Below are 17952 nucleotides of genomic sequence, written 5' to 3'. Positions count from 1 at the left end.
GCCGGGGGCGCAATCGCTAGGCTCAGAGCCCCTTCTTGTCCGGTGCTTCCTCGAGTGACTCGAGTTTCTCCTGGCCTGCAAAGAGCCGATCCAGTTTTCGCTTCGTCTCGGCTTCGAAATGCTCAAGCGATGCATGCGGGGGCCGACTCAAAGCCAGGTCCTGCGCAATGCTGCCCTTGATCCGATCGAGGGCAGGCTCGTCGAGCACACCGGCTGCGACCAGCTCGGCAGTGAGCTGGATCAATCCTACAGCTGTCGCTTGCGCTCGAAGTCCGACAAACCCGATCGTATCGTGCAGCTTCTTGCCGTCTCTCTCATCCATCGCAAGTCCTTGCTAACTTGGTATGTAATGCTCCTATCACGCGGTCCGCCCGTCAGCGACAGTGCAAGCGCCCGGGTGCGAGCCGCTCCTCCAAACACCCGTACCGCTGCTCGGTTCTGCGATCGCCGATCACGGCGGGACACACCGTTACCATTGGATTGGGTCGCAGACGCGAGGATGCCGCCGCGACGCGAGCTGCACGACAAAGCGCCACCCCCAAGGGCGGCGCTGACGATCCACGGCTATATGAAAATATGGTCGGGGAGACAGGATTCGAACCTGCGACCCTCTGGTCCCAAACCAGATGCGCTACCAGGCTGCGCCACTCCCCGACTGGAGCCGCGACATAGGCGGACTAGGCCGGGCGGTCAACGTATCGTTGTCGAACGGGACGTTTTCGCCACACTCTCCACAAAATCGAAGGGCCGCCGGGGTTTCTGCCCCGACGGCCCTTCCATTGCCGGTCGTGAAACCGAAAGAGGGTTAGATCGCGAACACCTCGCGACCACGTCCATCAAAACCAGTTTCCGACTTGGAGCAATGAGACATTGGACCACCTCCTTTCGCTATGTTGCAACTGATTGGAATGTGGATCATGTCGGCATGATTGCAAGCCCGAATCTTGGTGCCGCGCACATTGCCGCAGTCCATGTCGGTAAGATCGCGTCGCTGGGCAATCCGCCGGCGCGCAGCGGCTATATCAAGCATGCCGTCGGGCATCCCGTCATGGCGCAGGCGCTTGGGCTTGCCGGTGACGAGCAGGCCGACCTCGCGGTGCACGGCGGCGTCGACAAAGCGGTCTATGGCTATCCGCTGTCGCGCTATCCCGACTGGGCGGCGGCATTCCCGCGTCTGGCGGACCGGTTCGTCGCCGGATCGATGGGCGAGAATTTGCCGATCGCCGGTGTCGACGAGACCGGCATCCACATCGGCGACCGCATCCGGGCGGGCGGTGCGCTGCTGCAGGTCACCCAGCCGCGCCAACCGTGCTTCAAGCTGGGACTGGTGTTCGATGAGCCCCGGCTGATCCGGGCGATGATCCGCTCCGGCCATTGCGGCTGGTATTACCGGGTGCTCGAGCCGGGTGCGATCGGCGCGGGCGACGAGCATGTCGTGGTCGAGCGGCCCAACCCGGCCTGGCCGATCTCGCGCTTTGCCGGGCTGATCGCGGCGCGCGCGCTGGGGTCGGACCTGTTGTCGGAGATGCTGGCGATGGAAGGCCTGGCGCAGACCTGGCAGGTCAAGGCGCTTCGGCAGCTTGCCCTGGTGCGGCACGTCGCGTCCTGAAGGCGAGGAACTCGGTCCAGCCGATGACCATCAGGCCCAGCGCGAACGGGATGTAGGTGTAGATCACCCGGAACATCACCAGCGCCGCCAGCACGCCCGCCTTCTCGCTGTTGGGCAGCAGCGCCACCACGACCAGCTCGAACACCCCCAGCCCGCCCGGAGCATGGCTGAGCGCCCCTGCGACCATCGCCACGGCATAGATCGTCAGCAGGGTCAGCAGGTCGACTGCGCCGGCGTCGGGCAACAGCACGTAGAGCGCCGTCCCGGCAAAGGCGAGGTCGATCGCCCCGATGACGATCTGCAGCAGCGTCGCCTTCAGGTCGGGCAGCACGAACTCGTATGTCCACAGCTTGATTGGACGACGCCACAGCCATGCCATGAGCGTGTAGCCGATGGCTCCCGCCAGCAGGATGGCTCCGGCCCAGTCCTTGATGCTAGGTGCCGCGGCCTTGATCGACGGCGGCAGCACCTGCTCCAGCGGCGCGGCGAGATCGGGGGCGACCAGCAGCCCGATACCGGCGACGGTGATGATGCCGAGCCAGAAGGTCCAGCCGCACAGCACGATGATCAGCGCGATGTCGAGCGGTCGGACCCCTGCCCTGGTGTACATCCGGTAGCGCACCGTGCCGCCGGTCAGCACCGTCAGCCCGAGCGCGTGGCTGACGGTGAAGCTGCCGAACGACGCCGCGGCCAGGGTCCGCAAGCGCAGCCGGTAGCCGAGGTGCGTCGTCGCGATCCAGTCATAGCCGATCAGCACGACATAGGAGGCAGCCGCGGACAGCACCGCCAGCACCAGCAGGTGCGACGGGGTCGCGTGAATGTCCTTGGCGATGTCGGCGATGGTCACCTGCCCGGTGATCATCTTGATGCCCCACAGGGCGATGCCGAGCACAACCAGTCCGACGACTGCCCATACCCACTGACCGATGCTGCGCTTCGACGTCAGGGACACTGGCAGGTCACAGGCGAGAAGCACTCCTTGGGCCGGTAACAGCCATTCAACCCGGTGGGCCCGGAGGGATTCGAACCCCCAACCGAGCCGTTATGAGCGGCCTGCTCTACCATTGAGCTACAGGCCCATCCGGGCGCTGGCACGGTTAGCGAAGCCTGAGCCGTCGGGCCACAGAAAAATGGGGCCGGCAGCTTGCGCTACCGGCCCCAGTCTAATCCATCGGTTCCCGGCCAAGGGGGGGAGGGCGGCCGGGAACCTCGACCGGGGTCCGCAGGGAAGGCGGAGGCCGGTGGCTGGCCGCGTCAGACGCGGCAACACAGTCCTTATGCTCCGACGCCCGATTGGGGAGCAGCCATCCATGCTGCAGTGCAGCTATGCAGACGTGGCATGGCCCGGCAGGTCGAGCGCGTCCGATGTCATCCGCTCCACCAGGAAGTCGCGCAGCGCCGACACCCGGACCGATTTCTTCAACTCGCTGGGATAGACGAAGAAGGTCCGGAAGGTCGCGCCTTCGACCTCGGGCAGCACGACCTGCACCTTGCCGGAAAAGCGGATCAGGTAACTCGGCAGGGCCGCGATCCCTGCCCCGGCCTCGACCGCCTGCAGCACGCCGAAGCTGTTGTTGAGCGTCAACGCCGGCCGGCGCGGCCTGCCCTCATGGCCGAGCTCGAGCGCCCAGTTGATCCCCTTCAGGGCCTCGGGCGCGGCGCTGCCATAGGCAAGGAGGCGGTGGTGATCGAGGTCGGCGACGCTCCGCGGCTCGCCGTGACGCTCCAGATACTCGGCGGAGGCGCACAGCCGGTGGCGGATCGGCACCAGCGACTTCTGGATCAACTCGCCCTGGTACGGCGCGTGGAAACGGATGGCGCAGTCGGCCTCGCGCTTGGCCAGGTCCATGTCGTTGTCGGCGAGGATCATCGTCACCGTGATGTCGGGATAGCGATCGAGGAACGCCCCCATCTGGCGTGCCAGCCAGGTCGAGCCGAAGCTGACGGTGGTGGTCAGGCGGATCTCGCCGGACGGGCGGTTGCGCGACGTGTCGATGCTGGCGCGGGTACGCTCCAGCGTCTCGCTCATCTCATGCGTCGCGGCGTGCAGCTGCTCGCCCTCGTGCGTCATCGCCAGGCCGCGGGCGTGGCGGTGGAACAGCTTGGCCCCGACCGTCTCCTCCAGCGCCTGGATCTGGCGGGACAGCGCCGGCTGGCTGATATGCATCCGCCGCGCCGCCTCGGTGAAGCTGCCGGCGTCGGCGACGGTATCGAACAGCCGCAGCTTTTCCCAATCGAGGTTCATGCCCCTCCCCTGCCGTTCAGGCGGCGACGCGCTCCTCGTCGGCGCCCTCGCCATTGGCATGACCGGTCAGCGCGCCGTGTGCGAGGTACCGCTCGGCCTCCAGCGCCGCCATGCAGCCCATGCCGGCGGCAGTGACCGCCTGGCGGTACATCTTGTCCTTGACGTCGCCGGCCGCGAAGACGCCGCGGACCGAAGTCGCCGTCGAGTCGGGTGCGGTGATCAGATAGCCCTCGTCGTCCATGCGCAGCTGGCCGGCGAACAACTCGGTCGCCGGGACATGGCCGATGGCGACGAACAGCCCGTCGACCGCGATGTCGCGCGTGCCGCCGGAGCGGGTGTCGGTAACCGTGATGCCGGTGACGCCGAGCGGCGCCGACGTGCCCTGGACATCGGAGACTTCGCCATTCCAGACCATCTCGATCTTGGGATTGGCGGCGAGGCGCGCCTGGTTGGTCTTGTCGGCACGCAGCTCGTGGCGGCGGTGGATGAGGTAGACCTTCGAGGCGAAGTTGGTCAGGAACAGCGCCTCCTCGACCGCGGTATTGCCGCCGCCGACGACGGCCACAACCTTGCCGCGGAAGAAGAAGCCGTCGCAGGTCGCGCACGCCGAGACGCCGAAGCCGCGGAACTTCGTCTCCGACGGCAGCCCGAGCCAGCGCGCCTGCGCGCCGGTCGCGATGACGATGCTGTCCGCAGTCCAGCGCGTGCCCGAATCGCAGACGGCGACGAACGGCCGCGACGACAGGTCGACCGAGGTGACGATGTCGTCGACCAGCCTGGTGCCGACGTGCTCGGCCTGCGCTTCCATGCGGACCATCAGGTTTGGACCCATGACGCTGACGTCGCCGGGCCAGTTCTCGACTTCGGTGGTGATGGTCAGCTGGCCGCCGGGCTGGAGGCCACGGATCAGCACCGGCTCCAGCGCCGCGCGCGCGGCATAGACGGCGGCGGTATAGCCGGCCGGGCCGGAACCGATAATCAGGACGCGGGCGTGGTTGGTCTGCAGCATTCGTCTCTCCCTGCAGCCTATTTAGTGCGTCACCCGCAATCCTGCCAGCGAAGGAAACTTGCCAGTTGCCGCAACAATCCTATAGTTTACACAGGTCAACACCAATTGGAATTGCGCCGATGCATCGGTCACGCCTCGCCCTCGACTCGATCGACCGGGTTATCCTGCGGCATCTCCAGGACGAAGGCCGGATCACCAATGTCGAACTGGCGGAGCGCGCCGGGCTGACCGCCCCGCCCTGCCTGCGCCGGGTCCGAGCACTGGAGGAAGCCGGCGCGATCCGCGGCTATCATGCCGATCTCGAACCCGAGCAGCTTGGCTATGCGATCACCGTGTTCGCCATGGTTAGCCTGAAAAGCCAGGCGGAGTCAGACCTGCGCGCCTTCGAGGATCACATCGCGTCGCTGCCCAACGTTCGCGAGTGCCACATGCTCAACGGTGAAATCGACTTCATCCTCAAGGTCGTCGCGCACGACCTGCAGGAATTCCAGCGCTTCCTGACCAGCGAGCTGACTCCTGCCCCCAACGTCGCCAGCGTCAAGACCAGCCTGACCATCCGGACCTCGAAGCAACTGCCCGGCGTCCCGGTCGACGCCTGAGGGCGGCCGCCCAAACGCAAACGCCCGGACGCCTTTCGACGGTCCGGACGCTTGGCTGTAGTCGATCGGTGGCGGGCGCCGCCGCGTGCGGCACCCGCTATCCGGCTTAGAAGCTGACGGTGACCGTGCCGCTGATGGCGCGGGGAGCACCGATCTGCACGAACGAGGTCGCGTTATTCGCCGTCGTGCCGCCGAAGCCGCCGACGTAGAACTTGTCGAACAGGTTGGTGACATTGAGCTGCAGGTAGGTCTGGTTGCGGGCTTCCGGCGGCGTGACGTGCACCCGGACGTCAAAGTCGACGATGTTGTACGACGGCGTCTTCGCACCATAGACGACGATGTTGTTCTGGAAGACCGGCAGGTTCTGGTCGTTGATGAAGCGCGGGCCGGTACGCTTGTACTGGACGCCGAGTTCGACCGGGCCGAGCGTGCCGCGGGCGTTGGCACCCAGCGTGAACTTGGGCGCGCCCGATTCCCGCTTGCCGCCGGTCAGCGCGAACGTCGGTGCGGCCGCAGTGCCGCCGGTCTGGACGTCGTCGAGGATCTTCGACTTCAGGTACGAACCGAAGGCGCGCAGGGTGATCGCCTGGATCGGGTTGTACGACAGGTCGACATCGACGCCGTACTTATGAACCGTGCCGAGGTTGCGATAGACGGTAACGTTCTCGATCGGGTCGAACGACGAGGCCAGGCGGTTCTTGAAGTTGGTGTACCAGCCAGCGACCGAAGCCTGGATCTGGCCCGACTTGAAGCGGACGCCGGTGTCGAAGTTGTCCGTGGACTCGGGCTTCGGCTTGGCGGCGTCGGTACCGACCGGAAACCAGAAGCTGTTGTAGAGGTTGTCGGTGCCCGGCACCTGGACGCTCTTCGAATAGCTGCCGTACAGGCTGATGTCGCTGGTCGCGTTGAACACGAAACCGCCGCTTGGCAGGATCTTATTGTACTTCAGGTCGCGCTTCTGCGGTGCGGCGTAATTCGGGTGCAGCGTCGCATAGGCGGTGTTCGCGGCAGCGTTCTGGCCGAAGCAATCGACGAAGCCGGTGGCGCTGGTGGCGAAGCAGTAGTTGTTCAACTTGCGCTGGAAGAACGGGGCGCGGACGCCGCCGGTCAGGGTCAGCTTCTCGTCGAAGAACTTGCCGCGATACTCACCCGAGACCTGGTTGAGAATGGCCTTCGACAGGCGATCGCGCTTCTGCAGCAGGTGGCCGGTGGAGTCGCTGATCGGATTGTCGATCGGGAAATACTCGGTCGGCGTGCCGTCGGCGTTGAGCGGCGCGATTTCGCCGGTCTGGCGGTGGTGGCCGTAATCCAGCGTGTAGTTGACGCGGACGGTCTGCGTGTCCGAGAATTCGTAACGCAGATTGGCGATGACGCCGAACCGGTTGGTGACCGTGGTGCTGGGCGCCAGCATGGTGACGCGGTCGAGGACGTCGCCGTCACCATTGAGATCGACGCCGCCCGCGTAGGGAACGCCACCGATGTAGCCGATCAGGCCAGCCGGGTTCTGAGCCGAGCCGGTGGTGACAGCCGAAGTACGGCCCTCGCTGGCGTTGACCGAACCGCCGCCATTGGCCTTGGTGTACTGGTAGAACGGATCGACCGTCAGGACGAGCTTGTCGCTGAGCGAGAAGCGCGAGTTGACGCGGACGTTGGCGGTGTTCGACGGGTTGAAACGCTCGTCATAGGAAGTGCCGCAGGTGTTCGGCGCATCGGCAATACCGGCCTGGGGGGCGTCGGTCGTGCACGGTGCGTTGACCGGATAGTCGCGCTCGTCGGCCGTGGTCGGGAAGCGGTTGGTCGCGGCGGTGCCGACGACGCGCGGTGCCAGGTTGGTCGGGCTCTGCGTCCGGTCGGTGCGCAGCGGGATCGAGCCGAAGAAGTTGTTGCGGTTCTCGTTGTAGTGAGCCGCGACCGAGACGAAGTCGCCGTTGGTACCGATCGGCTGGTAGATCTTGGCGTTATACTGGTCCTTGTTGATCTTGCCGTAGTGGTTGAACGGCACGTCGTTGGTGCCGTGGCTGGCAGAGATCCAGGCGCTGGTGCCCCAGGGGCCGAACACGCCGGTGTCGACGACGCCAAAGATGCGCTTGTAGTTGTACTCGCCGAACGAGATGTTGGAGCGAACGTGAAAGCCTTCGGTCGGCTTGCGCGTCGTGTAGTTGACGGTGCTGCCGGTTGCCGAGGCGGTCGGGCTGTCGACATCGGTCGAGCCGAGATTGACGCTGACCTGGTCGATCAGTTCGCTGTCGACCTGCTGGTTCGAATAGATGGCATAGTTGCCGGTGTCGTTCAGCGGGATGCCGTCGAACGTCTGCGAGATGCGGCTGCCGTCGAAACCACGGATGTTGAGCGTGCCGCCGGCCGAGCCGTACGGGTCGTTGTTCTGGAAGCTGACGCCCGGAAGCTGGTTGATGATCTCGTCGACCGACTGGCCGGCGGTCTGGTGCTGGATGAAGTCGGAGGTCAGGACGGCCTTGGTCTTCTGGGTGTCGGGAATGACGACGCCGTTGATACCGCGCGCCACCGAACCGGCGCTGACGACGATGTCCTCGTCGAATTCACGTGAGCCGGTCGACTGAGCAAAGGCTGCCGCAGGTATCGAGATCAGTGCCACGATGGCACAGCTCAAGCGAAGGTTTCGCATCCAAAAGTCCTTAAGAAAATTAGCCCGGCCACGGAACTATTTGTCCGTAACCCCGAATCGACGCTCCGCTAATGACGGCGGTATATGACAGTCGTGGGACAAAACGACCGGGAACATCGGGGCGAAAACAAGGCACTAGCCTCGTGTTGCAGCGCAGCAACAGTCCGCCGTGTCAGGCGGGAATGGGCAAATTCTGGAGGTGCGGGTGGTGGGCGATGACGGGCTCGAACCGCCGACCCTCCCCGTGTAAAGGGGATGCTCTACCAACTGAGCTAATCGCCCCGCCGGGACTGCTTAGCGAAGCTGCCGGGCCGTGTCACGGCAAAGCCGCGCTTTTCCAAGCGGCCTGCATGCTAAAGCGCGCTCGTCCAGACGGCCTGCATGACAAAGCCGCGCTTGGCATGGTGGCGGCCCTGCGATAACCCTCGCGCGAACCTGTGGGAGCCGGCCGATCATGTTCCAGCGATTGTTCATTACCCACCCCGCCAGCGTCGGCGAGACTTACTTCGAGCACATGCGTGCCTCCCTCGGCACGGCGGGCAAGTTGGCGCGGGCGAGTGCGGCCTGCCTGGTCCATGCCATCGTGCCGGGCCTGTGCAAGACCACCGGCAGCACCGCGATCATGGCGCTGCACAGCGAAATCTATCCGCGCCGGTTCGACCAGCCGACCCTTTGACCGCCTGATCCAGGAACCAGCAGCCATGCCCGACGCACTCGGCTTCTCACCGGCGCGCCTTGCCGCCATCGACCGCTTCCTCGACGAGCGCTATGTCGCGACCGGCAAGCTGGCGGGTACCTCGGTGCTGATCGCGCGGCACGGCGAGATCGCCCACCGCGGCGTCACCGGCGTGGCCGACAGGGAGCGCGGGCTCGCTACCGCCGACGACACCATCTTCCGCATCTATTCGATGACCAAGCCGCTGACTTCGATCGCCCTGATGATGCTGGTCGAGGAGGGGCGGATCGCGCTCGACGAGCCGGTGCACCGCTATATTCCGGAGTGGCGCAACCTCGGTGTCTACGCCGCGGGCACCCAACGTACCGGTTTTCGCACGACGCCGACGAAGCGCGCCATGACCGTCGTCGACCTGCTGCGCCACACCGCCGGGCTGACCTATGGCTTCCAGCTGCGCACCAACGTCGACGCCGCCTACCGCGCCCACAAGATCGGCGAGATCGAGAAGGCGGGTACGCTCGACGACATGGTCGCGGCCTTGGCGACGCTGCCGCTGGAGTTCTCGCCGGGCGACCAGTGGAATTACTCGGTCGCCACCGATGTCGTCGGCTATCTCGTCGGCAAGGTCGCGGGGGAGCCGTTCGAGGCGTTCCTGCAGCGGCGGCTGCTCGACCCGCTCGGCATGTCCGACACCGGCTTCCACGTTCCGGCCGACAAGGCGCACCGCTTTGCTGCCTGCTACCAGCCGACCGCGGCCGGCGGCATCGAGCTGCAGGACGACCCCGCGACCTCGTCGTTCCTGGCGCCGCCGGCGTTCATCTCGGGTGGCGGCGGGCTGGTCTCGACGATCTCCGACTATATGAAGTTCGCGCAGAGCCTGTTGAACGGCGGCAAGACCGCGTCGGGCGAGCGCCTGATCAGCCGAAAGACACTCGACCTGATGACCGCCAACCACCTGCCCGGCGGTGTCGACCTGCCGGCGCTGTCGGTGTCGCTGTTCAGCGAGGCGCAGTATGAGGGCGTCGGCTTCGGCCTTGGGTTCGCGACCTCGACCAGAGCTTCGAAGACGCTGATGCCGGGCAGCGACGGCGACTATTTCTGGGGCGGCGCGGCGAGCACCTTCTTCTGGGTCGACCCGGTCGAGGACATCGCCGCGGTATTCATGACGCAGTTGATCCCGAGCTCGACCTATCCGGTCCGGCGCGAGTTCCGGACGATGGTCTACGCCGCGCTGGACGACTGAGCAGCAAGCCTAGATCCCCGCCCGTCGCATCAGATCCTGCGTCGAGGCGTCGAAGTCGCCGCCCTGCCCCATCGCGTTCGCCATCTCCTTGCCCAGCTCGACGCCCCATTGGTCGAACGGGTTGATCCCCAGCAGGCACGCCGCGGTGAACGTCCGCTGTTCGTAGAAGGCCAGCAGCGCGCCCAGCGTATGGGCATCCAGCCGGTCGAGCAGGATCGTCGCCGAGGGCCGGTTGCCCGGAAAGGTCTTGGCCGCCGCCAGTGCCGGGTCGCCGTCCGACTTCGCCATCGCCGCCTCGAACGTCCGCCCACGCATGAGGGCGGCGCCCTGCGCAAAGCAGTTCGCCAGCAACTGCGCATGATGGTCGCCGCCCAGGCCGTGCCCCGGCTCGCGCACCGCGACGAACTCGATCGGCCCGACCACGGTGCCCTGGTGCAGTAGCTGGAAGACCGCGTGCTGGGCGTCGGTGCCGGTACCGCCCCAGGTGATCGCCGCGGACGGATAATCGAGGCGGCGGCCCTGGCGGGTGACGCGCTTGCCGTTCGATTCCATCTCCAGCTGCTGCAGGAAAGACGGCAGCAGGCGCAGTCGCTCGTCATAGGCGAACACCGCACGCGTCGGCTGCCCGCAGAACGTCGCCGCCCAGACGTCGAGCGCGCCCGCCAGCGCCGGCGCGTTGCGCGCGAACGGTGCCTCGGCGAAATGCCTGTCCATCGCCGCCGCCCCCGCCAGCAGCGCCTCGAACGCCGACCAGCCGCAGCGCAAGGCGAACGGCAGGCCGACCGCCGACCACAGGGAATAGCGCCCGCCGACCGTCTCCGCGAACGGCAGCAGATTGGCCTCGTCGACGCCCCATTCCAGCGCCCGCGCGGGCGCGGCGGTCACCGCCACCACCTGGCGCTTCGGCTCGCTGACGCCGCCGCGCTCCAGCCAGGCCAGCGCCGACGCGGCATTGGTCATCGTCTCCTGCGTCGTGAAGGTCTTGGACACCACCACGACCAGCGTCCGCGCCGGATCGCAGCGCCCGAATGCGCGCTCCAGCGCGACGCCGTCGATGTTGGCGACGATCTCCACCGCAGGACCGTCGCCGCCATGGCCCAATGCATCGACCAGCAGCGCCGGGCCCAGCGCCGAGCCGCCGATGCCGATGTGCAGGACATGCGCAACGTCGCTGCCGCGCACCCGCTCGACCAGCGCCTGCATCGCGGCGCGTCCGGTCGCAGCCTCCGCCACCGCGGTGCCCGTGCTGCTGCCGCGCTCGGCGACATGGGTCGCCGCGCGCCGCTCGCTGGGGTTCACGATCTCGCCCGCGAACAGCCGCGCCCGCCATTCGCCGAGGCCGCTCGCTTCGGCCAGCGCCTCCAGCCGGGCCAGCGCGTCCTGGTCGGCGGCCAGCTTGGAGAAGTCGCAATGCAGCCCGGCGACGCTCACGCCGAACCGCTCGACCCGGTCCGGATCGGCGTCGAAATGCGCGGCAAGCGTCGTCGCCGCGATCGCCTGCCGGTGACTGGCCAGCGCTGCCCATGCCGGGCTGCCATCGGGTGTCTGGGTCAAGGAATGCTCTCCGCTGCGGTGCCGTCATGCTGCTAGCAGCCGCAGCGGCGACCGTCACGCCGCCTTGACACGCCGCGCCGCCGGGCGCCAAGCGCTCGCGATAGATGCCCACTGCTCAGATCGACACCGCCCGCGAGGCGCATCAGGCGCGTGCAGCCGCCCAGTTCGCCCAGCTCAAGATGGCGCTGCGCGTCATCGTCGTCGCCGTGGTCGCCGCGCTGGGACTGCGGACAGTCGCGTATGAGCCGTTCAACATCCCGTCCGAGTCGATGCTGCCGACCCTGATGGGCGGCGACTATCTGTTCGTCGCGAAATGGCCCTATGGCTATAGCCGCTTCTCGCTGCCGCTCGGCCTGCCGCTGTTCGATGGCCGGATCGAGGGCCAACTGCCCCGACGCGGCGATGTCGTGGTGTTCAAGAGCCCGCTCGACAACCGCACCGACTTTATCAAGCGCGTCATGGGCCTGCCCGGCGACCGGGTCAGGGTCACCGGCGGCCGCGTCGAGATCAACGGCCAGCTGGTCGCCAAGACCCGCACCACAGATTTCGTCGTGCCGATGCCCGTCGGCGGCAATTGCGATGCTGGGCCCAGCCGCCCGGACTTCCGCGAGCGCAGCCCCGCCGGCATCGTCGTCTGCCGCTACCCGCGCTATACCGAGACGGTCGGGACCCGCCGCTACGAGGTGCTCGACCAGGTCGACACCGGGGTCCAGGACAATACGCCGGTCATCACCGTCCCGGCCGGACACATCTGGGTGCTCGGCGACAATCGCGACGACAGCGCCGACAGCCGCCTGACGGTGGCGGAGGGCGGCGTCGGGCTGGTGCCGACCGACAATCTGGTCGGGCGCGCCGACCGCGTGTTCTTCTCGGTCGACGGCAGCGCCCATGTCTCGCAGCCCGCGACGCTGTTCACCGCCATCCGCCGCGAGCGCATCGGCACCCGGCTGTGATCGACGACCTGCGCGACTGGGCCAGCGAACGCCTGGGCCATGACTTCGCCGACGCCGGCCTGCTGCGCCGCGCCCTCACCCACCCCAGCGCCGGCACGCCCAATTACCAGCGGCTCGAGTTCCTCGGCGACCGCATCCTCGGCTGCGTCGTCGCGGCCTGGCTGTACACCGACCTCGACGAAGCGGAGGGCAAGCTGACCGCGCGCTTCCACACGCTGGTCGATGCCGGCAGCTGCGCCGCGGTGGCGCGCGAGCTCGGCGTGCCTGAGCGGCTGATCATGGACCGCGCCACCCGCGCCGCGCACGTCCGCGAATCGGTCAACGTGCTCGGCGACGTCACCGAGGCGCTGATCGCCGCGGTCTATCTCGACGGCGGCTGGCCCGCAGCCGAGGCCTTTGTCCGCCGCGCCTGGAGCGCCCGCATCGACATCGACGCCAAGGCGCCCGAAAACCCCAAGTCCCGCCTGCAGGAGGTCGCCGCCGCGCGCCGCCTCGGTGCCCCCGTCTACAATGTCGTGTGGCGCGACGGCCCCGATCACCGCCCGTCGTACCGCGTCGCCGTCTCGCTGCGCGGCTTTGAGGATTGCGAAGGGGCTGGTACGTCGAAACAGGATGCCGAGAAAGCAGCGGCGATAGCGATGCTCGAAAGGCTCGATAAATGACCCAGCGTTGCGGAACCGTGGCCGTCGTCGGCGCCCCGAATGCGGGCAAGTCGACGCTGGTCAATGCGATGGTCGGCCAGAAGGTCGCGATCGTCTCGGCTAAGGTCCAGACCACCCGCACCCGGCTGATGGGCATCGCCACCGAGGGCGACGCGCAGCTGCTGCTGGTCGACACGCCGGGCATCTTCGCACCGCGCCGCCGCCTCGACCGTGCCATGGTCCGCGCCGCCTGGGAGGGTGCCGACGACGCCGACGTCATCGTTCTCGTCGTCGACGCCAAGGCCGGCTTCAAGAAGGACGCCATGGCGCTGCTGGAGGCGCTGGTCGGCCGCAAGGAGCGCAAGCTGCTCGTCCTCAACAAGGTCGATATCGCCAAGAAGCCCAAGCTGCTCGACCTCGCGACGATGGCCAGCGCCAAGGTCGATTTCACCGACGTCTTCATGATCAGTGCCGAGACCGGGGACGGCGTCGCCGACCTCAAGGCAGCACTCGCCGCCGCGGTGCCGGAGGGCGACTGGCACTTCCCCGCCGACCAGCTCAGCGACGCGACGACCCGCATCATGGCCGCCGAGATCACCCGCGAGGCGATCTACCGCCACCTCCACGCCGAACTGCCCTATGCCTCGACTGTCGAGACCGAGAAGTGGGAGGACCGCAAGGACGGCTCGACGCTGATCCACCAGCAGATCCTGATCGAGCGCGACAGCCAGAAGGCCATCGTGCTGGGCAAGGGCGGCGCCATGCTGCGCACTATCGGCAGCGAGGCACGCGTCGCCATCGCCGAGCTGACCGGCGGCGCGGTACATTTGTTCCTGCACGTCAAGGTCAAGCCCGACTGGGCCGACGACCGCGAAGTCTATCGCGGCCTCGGGCTGGAATTCGTCGACTAGGCGCCGATGAGTCGCGATCACGACCTGCAGCGGTTCGTCGAAGCCCAGGCCGACAGCTATGACGCCGCGCTCGCCGAGCTCCGGCGCGGCGCCAAGCGCAGCCACTGGATCTGGTACATCTTCCCGCAGGTCGCCGGGCTCGGCTCCAGCGCGATGTCGCAGCGCTACGCGATCCACTCGACCGACGAGGCGCGCGCCTATCTCGACCATCCGATCCTCAGCGCGCGGCTGCGCGAGTGCCTGTCGGCGCTTGCTAGCCTGCCCCCGACGACTGCCGAGGCCGTGTTCGGCACCATCGACGCGGCCAAGCTGCGCTCGTCGCTGACGCTGTTCGTCGCGGCCGGCGGCGGCGCGCCGTTCGAAGCCGCATTGCAACGCTGGTTCGCGGGACAGCCCGACGAAGCGACGCTGCAACGCCTCGCCACCTGAGCACCGATGGACGCGTTCAAGCGTGAGCAACGCGGCGTCGCACTGGCGATGGCCGCCGCGCTCGTCCTGACGATCCTGGCCCTCGGCGTCGCGGCGATCACGGACCACGAGCCGCTGCCCTTCGCCGAACGCCTGCGCATCGCGATGACCGCCGACGTGCTGGTCGTCGCCTGGCTGGCCGCCGCGATAGCCAATGTCGCCCGCCTGCGCTTCTTTTCGGAGCAGGACATCGCCGGCAGCAGCGCCGAAACGTCGACGGTCGAGGTCCGCCGGGCCGGGGCGATCCTGCAGAACACCCTCGAACAGGTCGTGCTGGCGATCACCGCGCACATGATCGTCGCCGCGAGCTTTTCGCACGCCCATGCCTTGATCGTGACGTTGGCCTGCCTGTTTGCCACCGGCCGCCTGCTGTTCTGGATCGGCTACCGTCACGGCGCCCGGGCCCGCGCCTTCGGCTTCGCGCTGACCTTCTATCCCAGCGTCCTGGCCTTGATCGCATCGGCCGCCCACCTGCTCTAGCGCCGGGATGACTTCGTGATTTCGCGGCCCCATAACCGGCGCGATGCACCTCGCGACCTCCGCCATCGTCCTGACCGCGCTGCCGCACGGCGAGCACGGCGCGGTGGTGCGCTTCCTGACCCCGGACGACGGGCTGCAGGCCGGCTATGTCCGTGGTGGCCGCTCTCGGCGGATCAGGCCGACGCTCCAGCCCGGCAACGTCGTCGCGCTCGAACTCCGCGCCCGGGTCGACACCCAGCTTACCGCGGCGACGGTCGAGCTGGTCACCTCGCGCGCCGGCCTCGCCTTCGACCGGCTGACGGCAGCGGCGACCGAGTGGCTGGCCACCGTCACCGCGGCGCTGCTGCCGGAGGGCCAGGCGCACGCCCGACTGCACGCCGGTCTCGACGCGCTGCTCGGCGGCATGAGCGCCGGCATTCCGGCCGCCGACACCGCCGCCGGGATCGCCCGCTATGAGCTGTTGCTGCTCGCCGAACTGGGTTTCGGCCTCGACCTGAGCCAGTGCGCCGCGACGGGCAGCACGGAGGAACTGGTCTATGTCTCGCCGCGCTCCAGCCAGGCCGTCAGCCGCGGCGCCGGCGCGCCCTATGCCGCCAAGCTGCTGCCGCTTCCCGCCCTGCTGCGCGAGGACCGGGCGGCGACCGGCTGGCTCGGCGTTGACGATGCGCTGACCACGACCGGCTGGTTCCTCGAGCGCAACCTGTTGATCGGGCGGGCCGCCGAGCTGCTGACCGCCCGCGCCCGCCTTGTCGCCATCGTCCGTGCCGCCGCCGAGTCCGCCGCATCTGCCGCTGCCGAAACAATCGTGGCGCCGTCGCCGCGTGGGGACTAGGGGACCGGCAAAGGGGGCCGCGTCGCATATTGGAGCCCCGATGAACCTGACAAAGCCGGTCCTACTCGCTGCCACCGCCTTCGCCGCGACCCCGGCCCTCGCCGGCGGCTTCTACCTCCAGGAACAGTCCCCGCTCGCCGTCGGTCGTGCGTTCGCCGGTGAAGCCGCGATCGGCGATAGCGCGGCGACGATCTGGTACAATCCCGCCGGCCTGACCCGCCTGCCGGGTCTCAGCCTCGATGTCGGCACGCATGTCCTCGACGTCACCGATCACCAGTCCGATCTGGGCAGCACCCGCAGCGGTCCCGGCGGCGCTGGCTCCTTCCCGGCCGGCGGCGGCAATGGCGGCAACCCGTTCAGCAATCCGATCGTCATCCCGTCGGGCTATGCCTCGGGCCAGGTCGGCGACAGCAATTTGTGGTTCGGCCTCGGCATCAGCGCGCCGTTCGGCGTCAAGGTCGTCTATGACAACGACTTCTTCGGCCGCTACGACTCCCTGCGCTCCGACCTCAAGTCGTTCAACATCCAGCCGAGCTTCGCCTACAAGCTCGGCGAGCATTTCTCGATCGGTGGCGGCGCCGACATCCAGACCCTGCGCGCCACGCTGACCAGCGCCCTGCCGAACCTGTCGCCGTTGCTGCCCGACGGCAACCTCCGCATCCGCGGCAGCGATATCGCCTTCGGCTGGAACGCCGGCGTTCTCGCCGACTTCGGTGCCGTTCGCCTCGGCGCCAGCTACCGCAGCCACGTCAGCCACAAGCTCGACGGCGCGGTGACTTTCTCCGGCCTGCTCGGACCGCTCGCCGCGCGTAACGGCACGGTCGTCGGTCGCGCCCCGATCAGCACTCCCGACATCGCCATCGGCAGCGTCGTCTTCGGCCAGGACCGGCTCCGCCTGCTCGGCTCGGTCAGCTGGTACAACTGGTCGCGGTTCAAGCGCATCACCGTCGAGGACTATGCCGGCAATGTCTTCCTCGACAGCGAGCAGCACTACCGCGACACCTGGAGCGGCAGCGCCGGCCTGGAGTATGACGTCTCGCCCAAGCTGACGCTGCGCGGCGGCGGCATGTACGACCAGACGCCGACCCGCGACGCCTATCGCACCACCCGCGTCCCCGACGGCAACCGCACCTGGGCGACCGCCGGCCTGACCTATCACATGTCGAAAAACGTCGCGATCAACGCCAGTTACGCGCATGTCTTCGTCCAGAGCCGCGACGTCAGCCGCACCGATCCGCTGTTCTCCGGCACCCCGGCGGTGATCAACGTCGCCACCAACTCGCGCAACACCGGCAACGCCGACGAGATCGCCTCCAGCATCAGCCTGCGCTTCTGACCCGGCACCCGGCACCCGTGCAGATCAGCACGGGTGCCGGTATTCGCTGCGGTAAAGAAAATAACCGCCGCGCTTCCCTTGCCAGCCCGGCCGATTTGGCATCGTTGTGGGCCTGTCGTCATCCACGGACAGGAACTCGTCGCATGCGCATCCTCCCCCTCGCCCTGCTGCTGCTCGCCACACCGTTGTTCGCGCAAGGGACGCCCGAGGCATCGGCGGCGAAAAGCGGCTCCTACAAGGCCGACAAGAACCACACCCAGGTCGCCTTCACCGTCACGCACTTCGGCTTCAGCCTGTACAACGGCATGTTCGGCAACATCACCGGCGCCCTGACCCTCGACACCGCCGCACCGGCCAAGTCCAAGGTCTCGATCGACATTCCGCTCGCCGACGTCGTCACCACCGTCGCCAAGCTCAACGAGCATCTGCAGTCCGCCGACTTCTTCGACGTCGCCAAGTTTCCGACGGCGCATTTCGAGTCGACCTCGATCGTCGCCAGCGGCACGACCGCCAGGATCAGCGGCAACCTGACCCTGCACGGCGTCACCAAGCCCGTCGTCCTCGAGGCGCGCTTCATCGGTGCCGGCGGCAACCCGATGAGCAAGATCGAGACGATCGGCTTCAGCGCCACCACCTCGATCAAGCGCAGCGACTTCGGCATCACCAAGCTCGTGCCGATGGTCACCGATCAGGTGGACCTGCGGATCAACGCGGCATTCGAGAAGATCTGACCTTGGCGGACGGGGCGCGTC

At 67.5% G+C, this 17952-nt stretch carries 18 protein-coding genes and 3 tRNA genes; 12 read left to right on the top strand and 9 right to left on the bottom strand.

Annotated features, from left to right (window positions below; all coding sequences use genetic code 11):
• Positions 1 to 22: 22 nt before the first annotated feature.
• The gene (locus ACOFKW_RS13835) at positions 23 to 322 is read right to left on the bottom strand and encodes a hypothetical protein (RefSeq protein ID WP_419814723.1); all 300 of its coding nucleotides are present in this window, start codon (positions 320 to 322) and stop codon (positions 23 to 25) included.
• A gap of 255 nt (positions 323 to 577) precedes the next feature.
• A tRNA-Pro gene (locus tag ACOFKW_RS13830) sits at positions 578 to 654 on the bottom strand.
• A gap of 271 nt (positions 655 to 925) precedes the next feature.
• Between ACOFKW_RS13830 and ACOFKW_RS13825 the strand changes: the two genes are divergently transcribed.
• The gene (locus ACOFKW_RS13825; RefSeq protein ID WP_419814722.1) at positions 926 to 1609 is read left to right on the top strand and encodes an MOSC domain-containing protein; all 684 of its coding nucleotides are present in this window, start codon (positions 926 to 928) and stop codon (positions 1607 to 1609) included.
• Here ACOFKW_RS13825 and ACOFKW_RS13820 read toward each other — a convergent pair.
• From ACOFKW_RS13820 to trxB, 4 genes are all read right to left on the bottom strand, one after another.
• The gene (locus ACOFKW_RS13820; RefSeq protein WP_419814721.1) at positions 1563 to 2561 is read right to left on the bottom strand and encodes a lysylphosphatidylglycerol synthase domain-containing protein; all 999 of its coding nucleotides are present in this window, start codon (positions 2559 to 2561) and stop codon (positions 1563 to 1565) included. The genes ACOFKW_RS13825 and ACOFKW_RS13820 overlap by 47 nt on opposite strands.
• A 55-nt stretch (positions 2562 to 2616) precedes the next feature.
• Positions 2617 to 2688, bottom strand: a tRNA-Ile gene (locus tag ACOFKW_RS13815).
• 245 nt (positions 2689 to 2933) lie between these two features.
• Entirely contained in the window at positions 2934 to 3854 is a 921-nt protein-coding gene (locus ACOFKW_RS13810; protein ID WP_419814720.1) for a LysR family transcriptional regulator, read from the bottom strand.
• A gap of 16 nt (positions 3855 to 3870) precedes the next feature.
• A complete protein-coding gene (trxB, locus tag ACOFKW_RS13805; RefSeq protein WP_419814719.1) occupies positions 3871 to 4863 on the bottom strand; it encodes a thioredoxin-disulfide reductase in 993 nt (330 codons plus the stop codon).
• Positions 4864 to 4982: 119 nt separating this feature from the next.
• Here trxB and ACOFKW_RS13800 point away from each other — a divergent pair, with 119 nt between their 5' ends.
• Entirely contained in the window at positions 4983 to 5462 is a 480-nt protein-coding gene (locus ACOFKW_RS13800) for an Lrp/AsnC family transcriptional regulator (RefSeq protein WP_419814718.1), read from the top strand.
• 106 nt (positions 5463 to 5568) lie between these two features.
• Here the strand turns inward: ACOFKW_RS13800 and ACOFKW_RS13795 are convergent, their stop codons facing one another.
• The gene (locus ACOFKW_RS13795) at positions 5569 to 8106 is read right to left on the bottom strand and encodes a TonB-dependent receptor (RefSeq protein ID WP_419814717.1); all 2538 of its coding nucleotides are present in this window, start codon (positions 8104 to 8106) and stop codon (positions 5569 to 5571) included.
• Positions 8107 to 8312: 206 nt separating this feature from the next.
• A tRNA-Val gene (locus ACOFKW_RS13790) sits at positions 8313 to 8388 on the bottom strand.
• Positions 8389 to 8560: 172 nt separating this feature from the next.
• On the opposite strand from ACOFKW_RS13790, the gene ACOFKW_RS13785 reads away from it, so the two are divergent.
• Together ACOFKW_RS13785 and ACOFKW_RS13780 are read left to right on the top strand one after the other, a co-directional pair.
• Positions 8561 to 8782 carry a DUF6356 family protein gene (locus tag ACOFKW_RS13785; RefSeq protein ID WP_419814716.1) on the top strand — a complete coding sequence of 74 codons (222 nt, stop codon included), beginning with the start codon at positions 8561 to 8563 and terminating at the stop codon, positions 8780 to 8782.
• Between the two features lie 25 nt (positions 8783 to 8807).
• Positions 8808 to 10025 carry a serine hydrolase domain-containing protein gene (locus ACOFKW_RS13780; RefSeq protein WP_419814715.1) on the top strand — a complete coding sequence of 406 codons (1218 nt, stop codon included), beginning with the start codon at positions 8808 to 8810 and terminating at the stop codon, positions 10023 to 10025.
• A gap of 9 nt (positions 10026 to 10034) precedes the next feature.
• Here the strand turns inward: ACOFKW_RS13780 and pgi are convergent, their stop codons facing one another.
• Positions 10035 to 11579, bottom strand: coding sequence for a glucose-6-phosphate isomerase (pgi, locus tag ACOFKW_RS13775; RefSeq protein WP_419814714.1), 1545 nt, complete (start codon positions 11577 to 11579; stop codon positions 10035 to 10037).
• 104 nt (positions 11580 to 11683) lie between these two features.
• Here pgi and lepB point away from each other — a divergent pair, with 104 nt between their 5' ends.
• From lepB to ACOFKW_RS13735, 8 genes are all read left to right on the top strand, one after another.
• Entirely contained in the window at positions 11684 to 12532 is an 849-nt protein-coding gene (gene lepB / locus ACOFKW_RS13770) for a signal peptidase I (RefSeq protein WP_419814713.1), read from the top strand.
• Positions 12529 to 13194 carry a ribonuclease III gene (rnc, locus tag ACOFKW_RS13765; protein ID WP_419814712.1) on the top strand — a complete coding sequence of 222 codons (666 nt, stop codon included), beginning with the start codon at positions 12529 to 12531 and terminating at the stop codon, positions 13192 to 13194. The genes lepB and rnc overlap by 4 nt, the downstream gene beginning before the upstream one ends.
• Complete coding sequence (gene era, locus ACOFKW_RS13760; protein WP_419814711.1) at positions 13191 to 14084, top strand: GTPase Era; 894 nt, start codon at positions 13191 to 13193, stop codon at positions 14082 to 14084. The genes rnc and era overlap by 4 nt, the downstream gene beginning before the upstream one ends.
• Before the next feature lie 6 nt (positions 14085 to 14090).
• Entirely contained in the window at positions 14091 to 14513 is a 423-nt protein-coding gene (locus ACOFKW_RS13755; protein ID WP_419814710.1) for a DUF1810 domain-containing protein, read from the top strand.
• A 6-nt stretch (positions 14514 to 14519) separates the two neighbouring features.
• On the top strand, positions 14520 to 15032 hold the full coding sequence (locus ACOFKW_RS13750) for an MAPEG family protein (RefSeq protein ID WP_419814709.1): 513 nt from the start codon (positions 14520 to 14522) through the stop codon (positions 15030 to 15032).
• A 43-nt stretch (positions 15033 to 15075) separates the two neighbouring features.
• Complete coding sequence (recO, locus tag ACOFKW_RS13745; protein ID WP_419814708.1) at positions 15076 to 15864, top strand: DNA repair protein RecO; 789 nt, start codon at positions 15076 to 15078, stop codon at positions 15862 to 15864.
• A 40-nt stretch (positions 15865 to 15904) separates the two neighbouring features.
• On the top strand, positions 15905 to 17200 hold the full coding sequence (locus tag ACOFKW_RS13740; RefSeq protein WP_419814707.1) for an OmpP1/FadL family transporter: 1296 nt from the start codon (positions 15905 to 15907) through the stop codon (positions 17198 to 17200).
• Between the two features lie 143 nt (positions 17201 to 17343).
• The gene (locus ACOFKW_RS13735; protein WP_419814706.1) at positions 17344 to 17931 is read left to right on the top strand and encodes a YceI family protein; all 588 of its coding nucleotides are present in this window, start codon (positions 17344 to 17346) and stop codon (positions 17929 to 17931) included.
• Positions 17932 to 17952: the final 21 nt, after the last annotated feature.

The organism is Glacieibacterium sp. (assembly GCF_965200405.1).
Classification (GTDB): domain Bacteria; phylum Pseudomonadota; class Alphaproteobacteria; order Sphingomonadales; family Sphingomonadaceae; genus Glacieibacterium.
The sequence above is the reverse complement of the archived record's forward strand: the minus strand, read 5'-3'. Positions and strand labels throughout refer to the sequence as shown.

Coding starts and splice junctions, on each gene's coding strand:
- ACOFKW_RS13835 (WP_419814723.1), bottom strand. CDS start 322: ATGGATGAGAGAGACGGCAAGAAGCTGCACGATACGATCGGGTTTGTC.
- ACOFKW_RS13825 (WP_419814722.1), top strand. CDS start 926: ATGATTGCAAGCCCGAATCTTGGTGCCGCGCACATTGCCGCAGTCCAT.
- ACOFKW_RS13810 (WP_419814720.1), bottom strand. CDS start 3,854: ATGAACCTCGATTGGGAAAAGCTGCGGCTGTTCGATACCGTCGCCGAC.
- trxB (WP_419814719.1), bottom strand. CDS start 4,863: ATGCTGCAGACCAACCACGCCCGCGTCCTGATTATCGGTTCCGGCCCG.
- ACOFKW_RS13800 (WP_419814718.1), top strand. CDS start 4,983: ATGCATCGGTCACGCCTCGCCCTCGACTCGATCGACCGGGTTATCCTG.
- ACOFKW_RS13795 (WP_419814717.1), bottom strand. CDS start 8,106: ATGCGAAACCTTCGCTTGAGCTGTGCCATCGTGGCACTGATCTCGATA.
- ACOFKW_RS13785 (WP_419814716.1), top strand. CDS start 8,561: ATGTTCCAGCGATTGTTCATTACCCACCCCGCCAGCGTCGGCGAGACT.
- ACOFKW_RS13780 (WP_419814715.1), top strand. CDS start 8,808: ATGCCCGACGCACTCGGCTTCTCACCGGCGCGCCTTGCCGCCATCGAC.
- lepB (WP_419814713.1), top strand. CDS start 11,684: ATGCCCACTGCTCAGATCGACACCGCCCGCGAGGCGCATCAGGCGCGT.
- era (WP_419814711.1), top strand. CDS start 13,191: ATGACCCAGCGTTGCGGAACCGTGGCCGTCGTCGGCGCCCCGAATGCG.
- ACOFKW_RS13755 (WP_419814710.1), top strand. CDS start 14,091: ATGAGTCGCGATCACGACCTGCAGCGGTTCGTCGAAGCCCAGGCCGAC.
- ACOFKW_RS13750 (WP_419814709.1), top strand. CDS start 14,520: ATGGACGCGTTCAAGCGTGAGCAACGCGGCGTCGCACTGGCGATGGCC.
- recO (WP_419814708.1), top strand. CDS start 15,076: ATGCACCTCGCGACCTCCGCCATCGTCCTGACCGCGCTGCCGCACGGC.
- ACOFKW_RS13740 (WP_419814707.1), top strand. CDS start 15,905: ATGAACCTGACAAAGCCGGTCCTACTCGCTGCCACCGCCTTCGCCGCG.
- ACOFKW_RS13735 (WP_419814706.1), top strand. CDS start 17,344: ATGCGCATCCTCCCCCTCGCCCTGCTGCTGCTCGCCACACCGTTGTTC.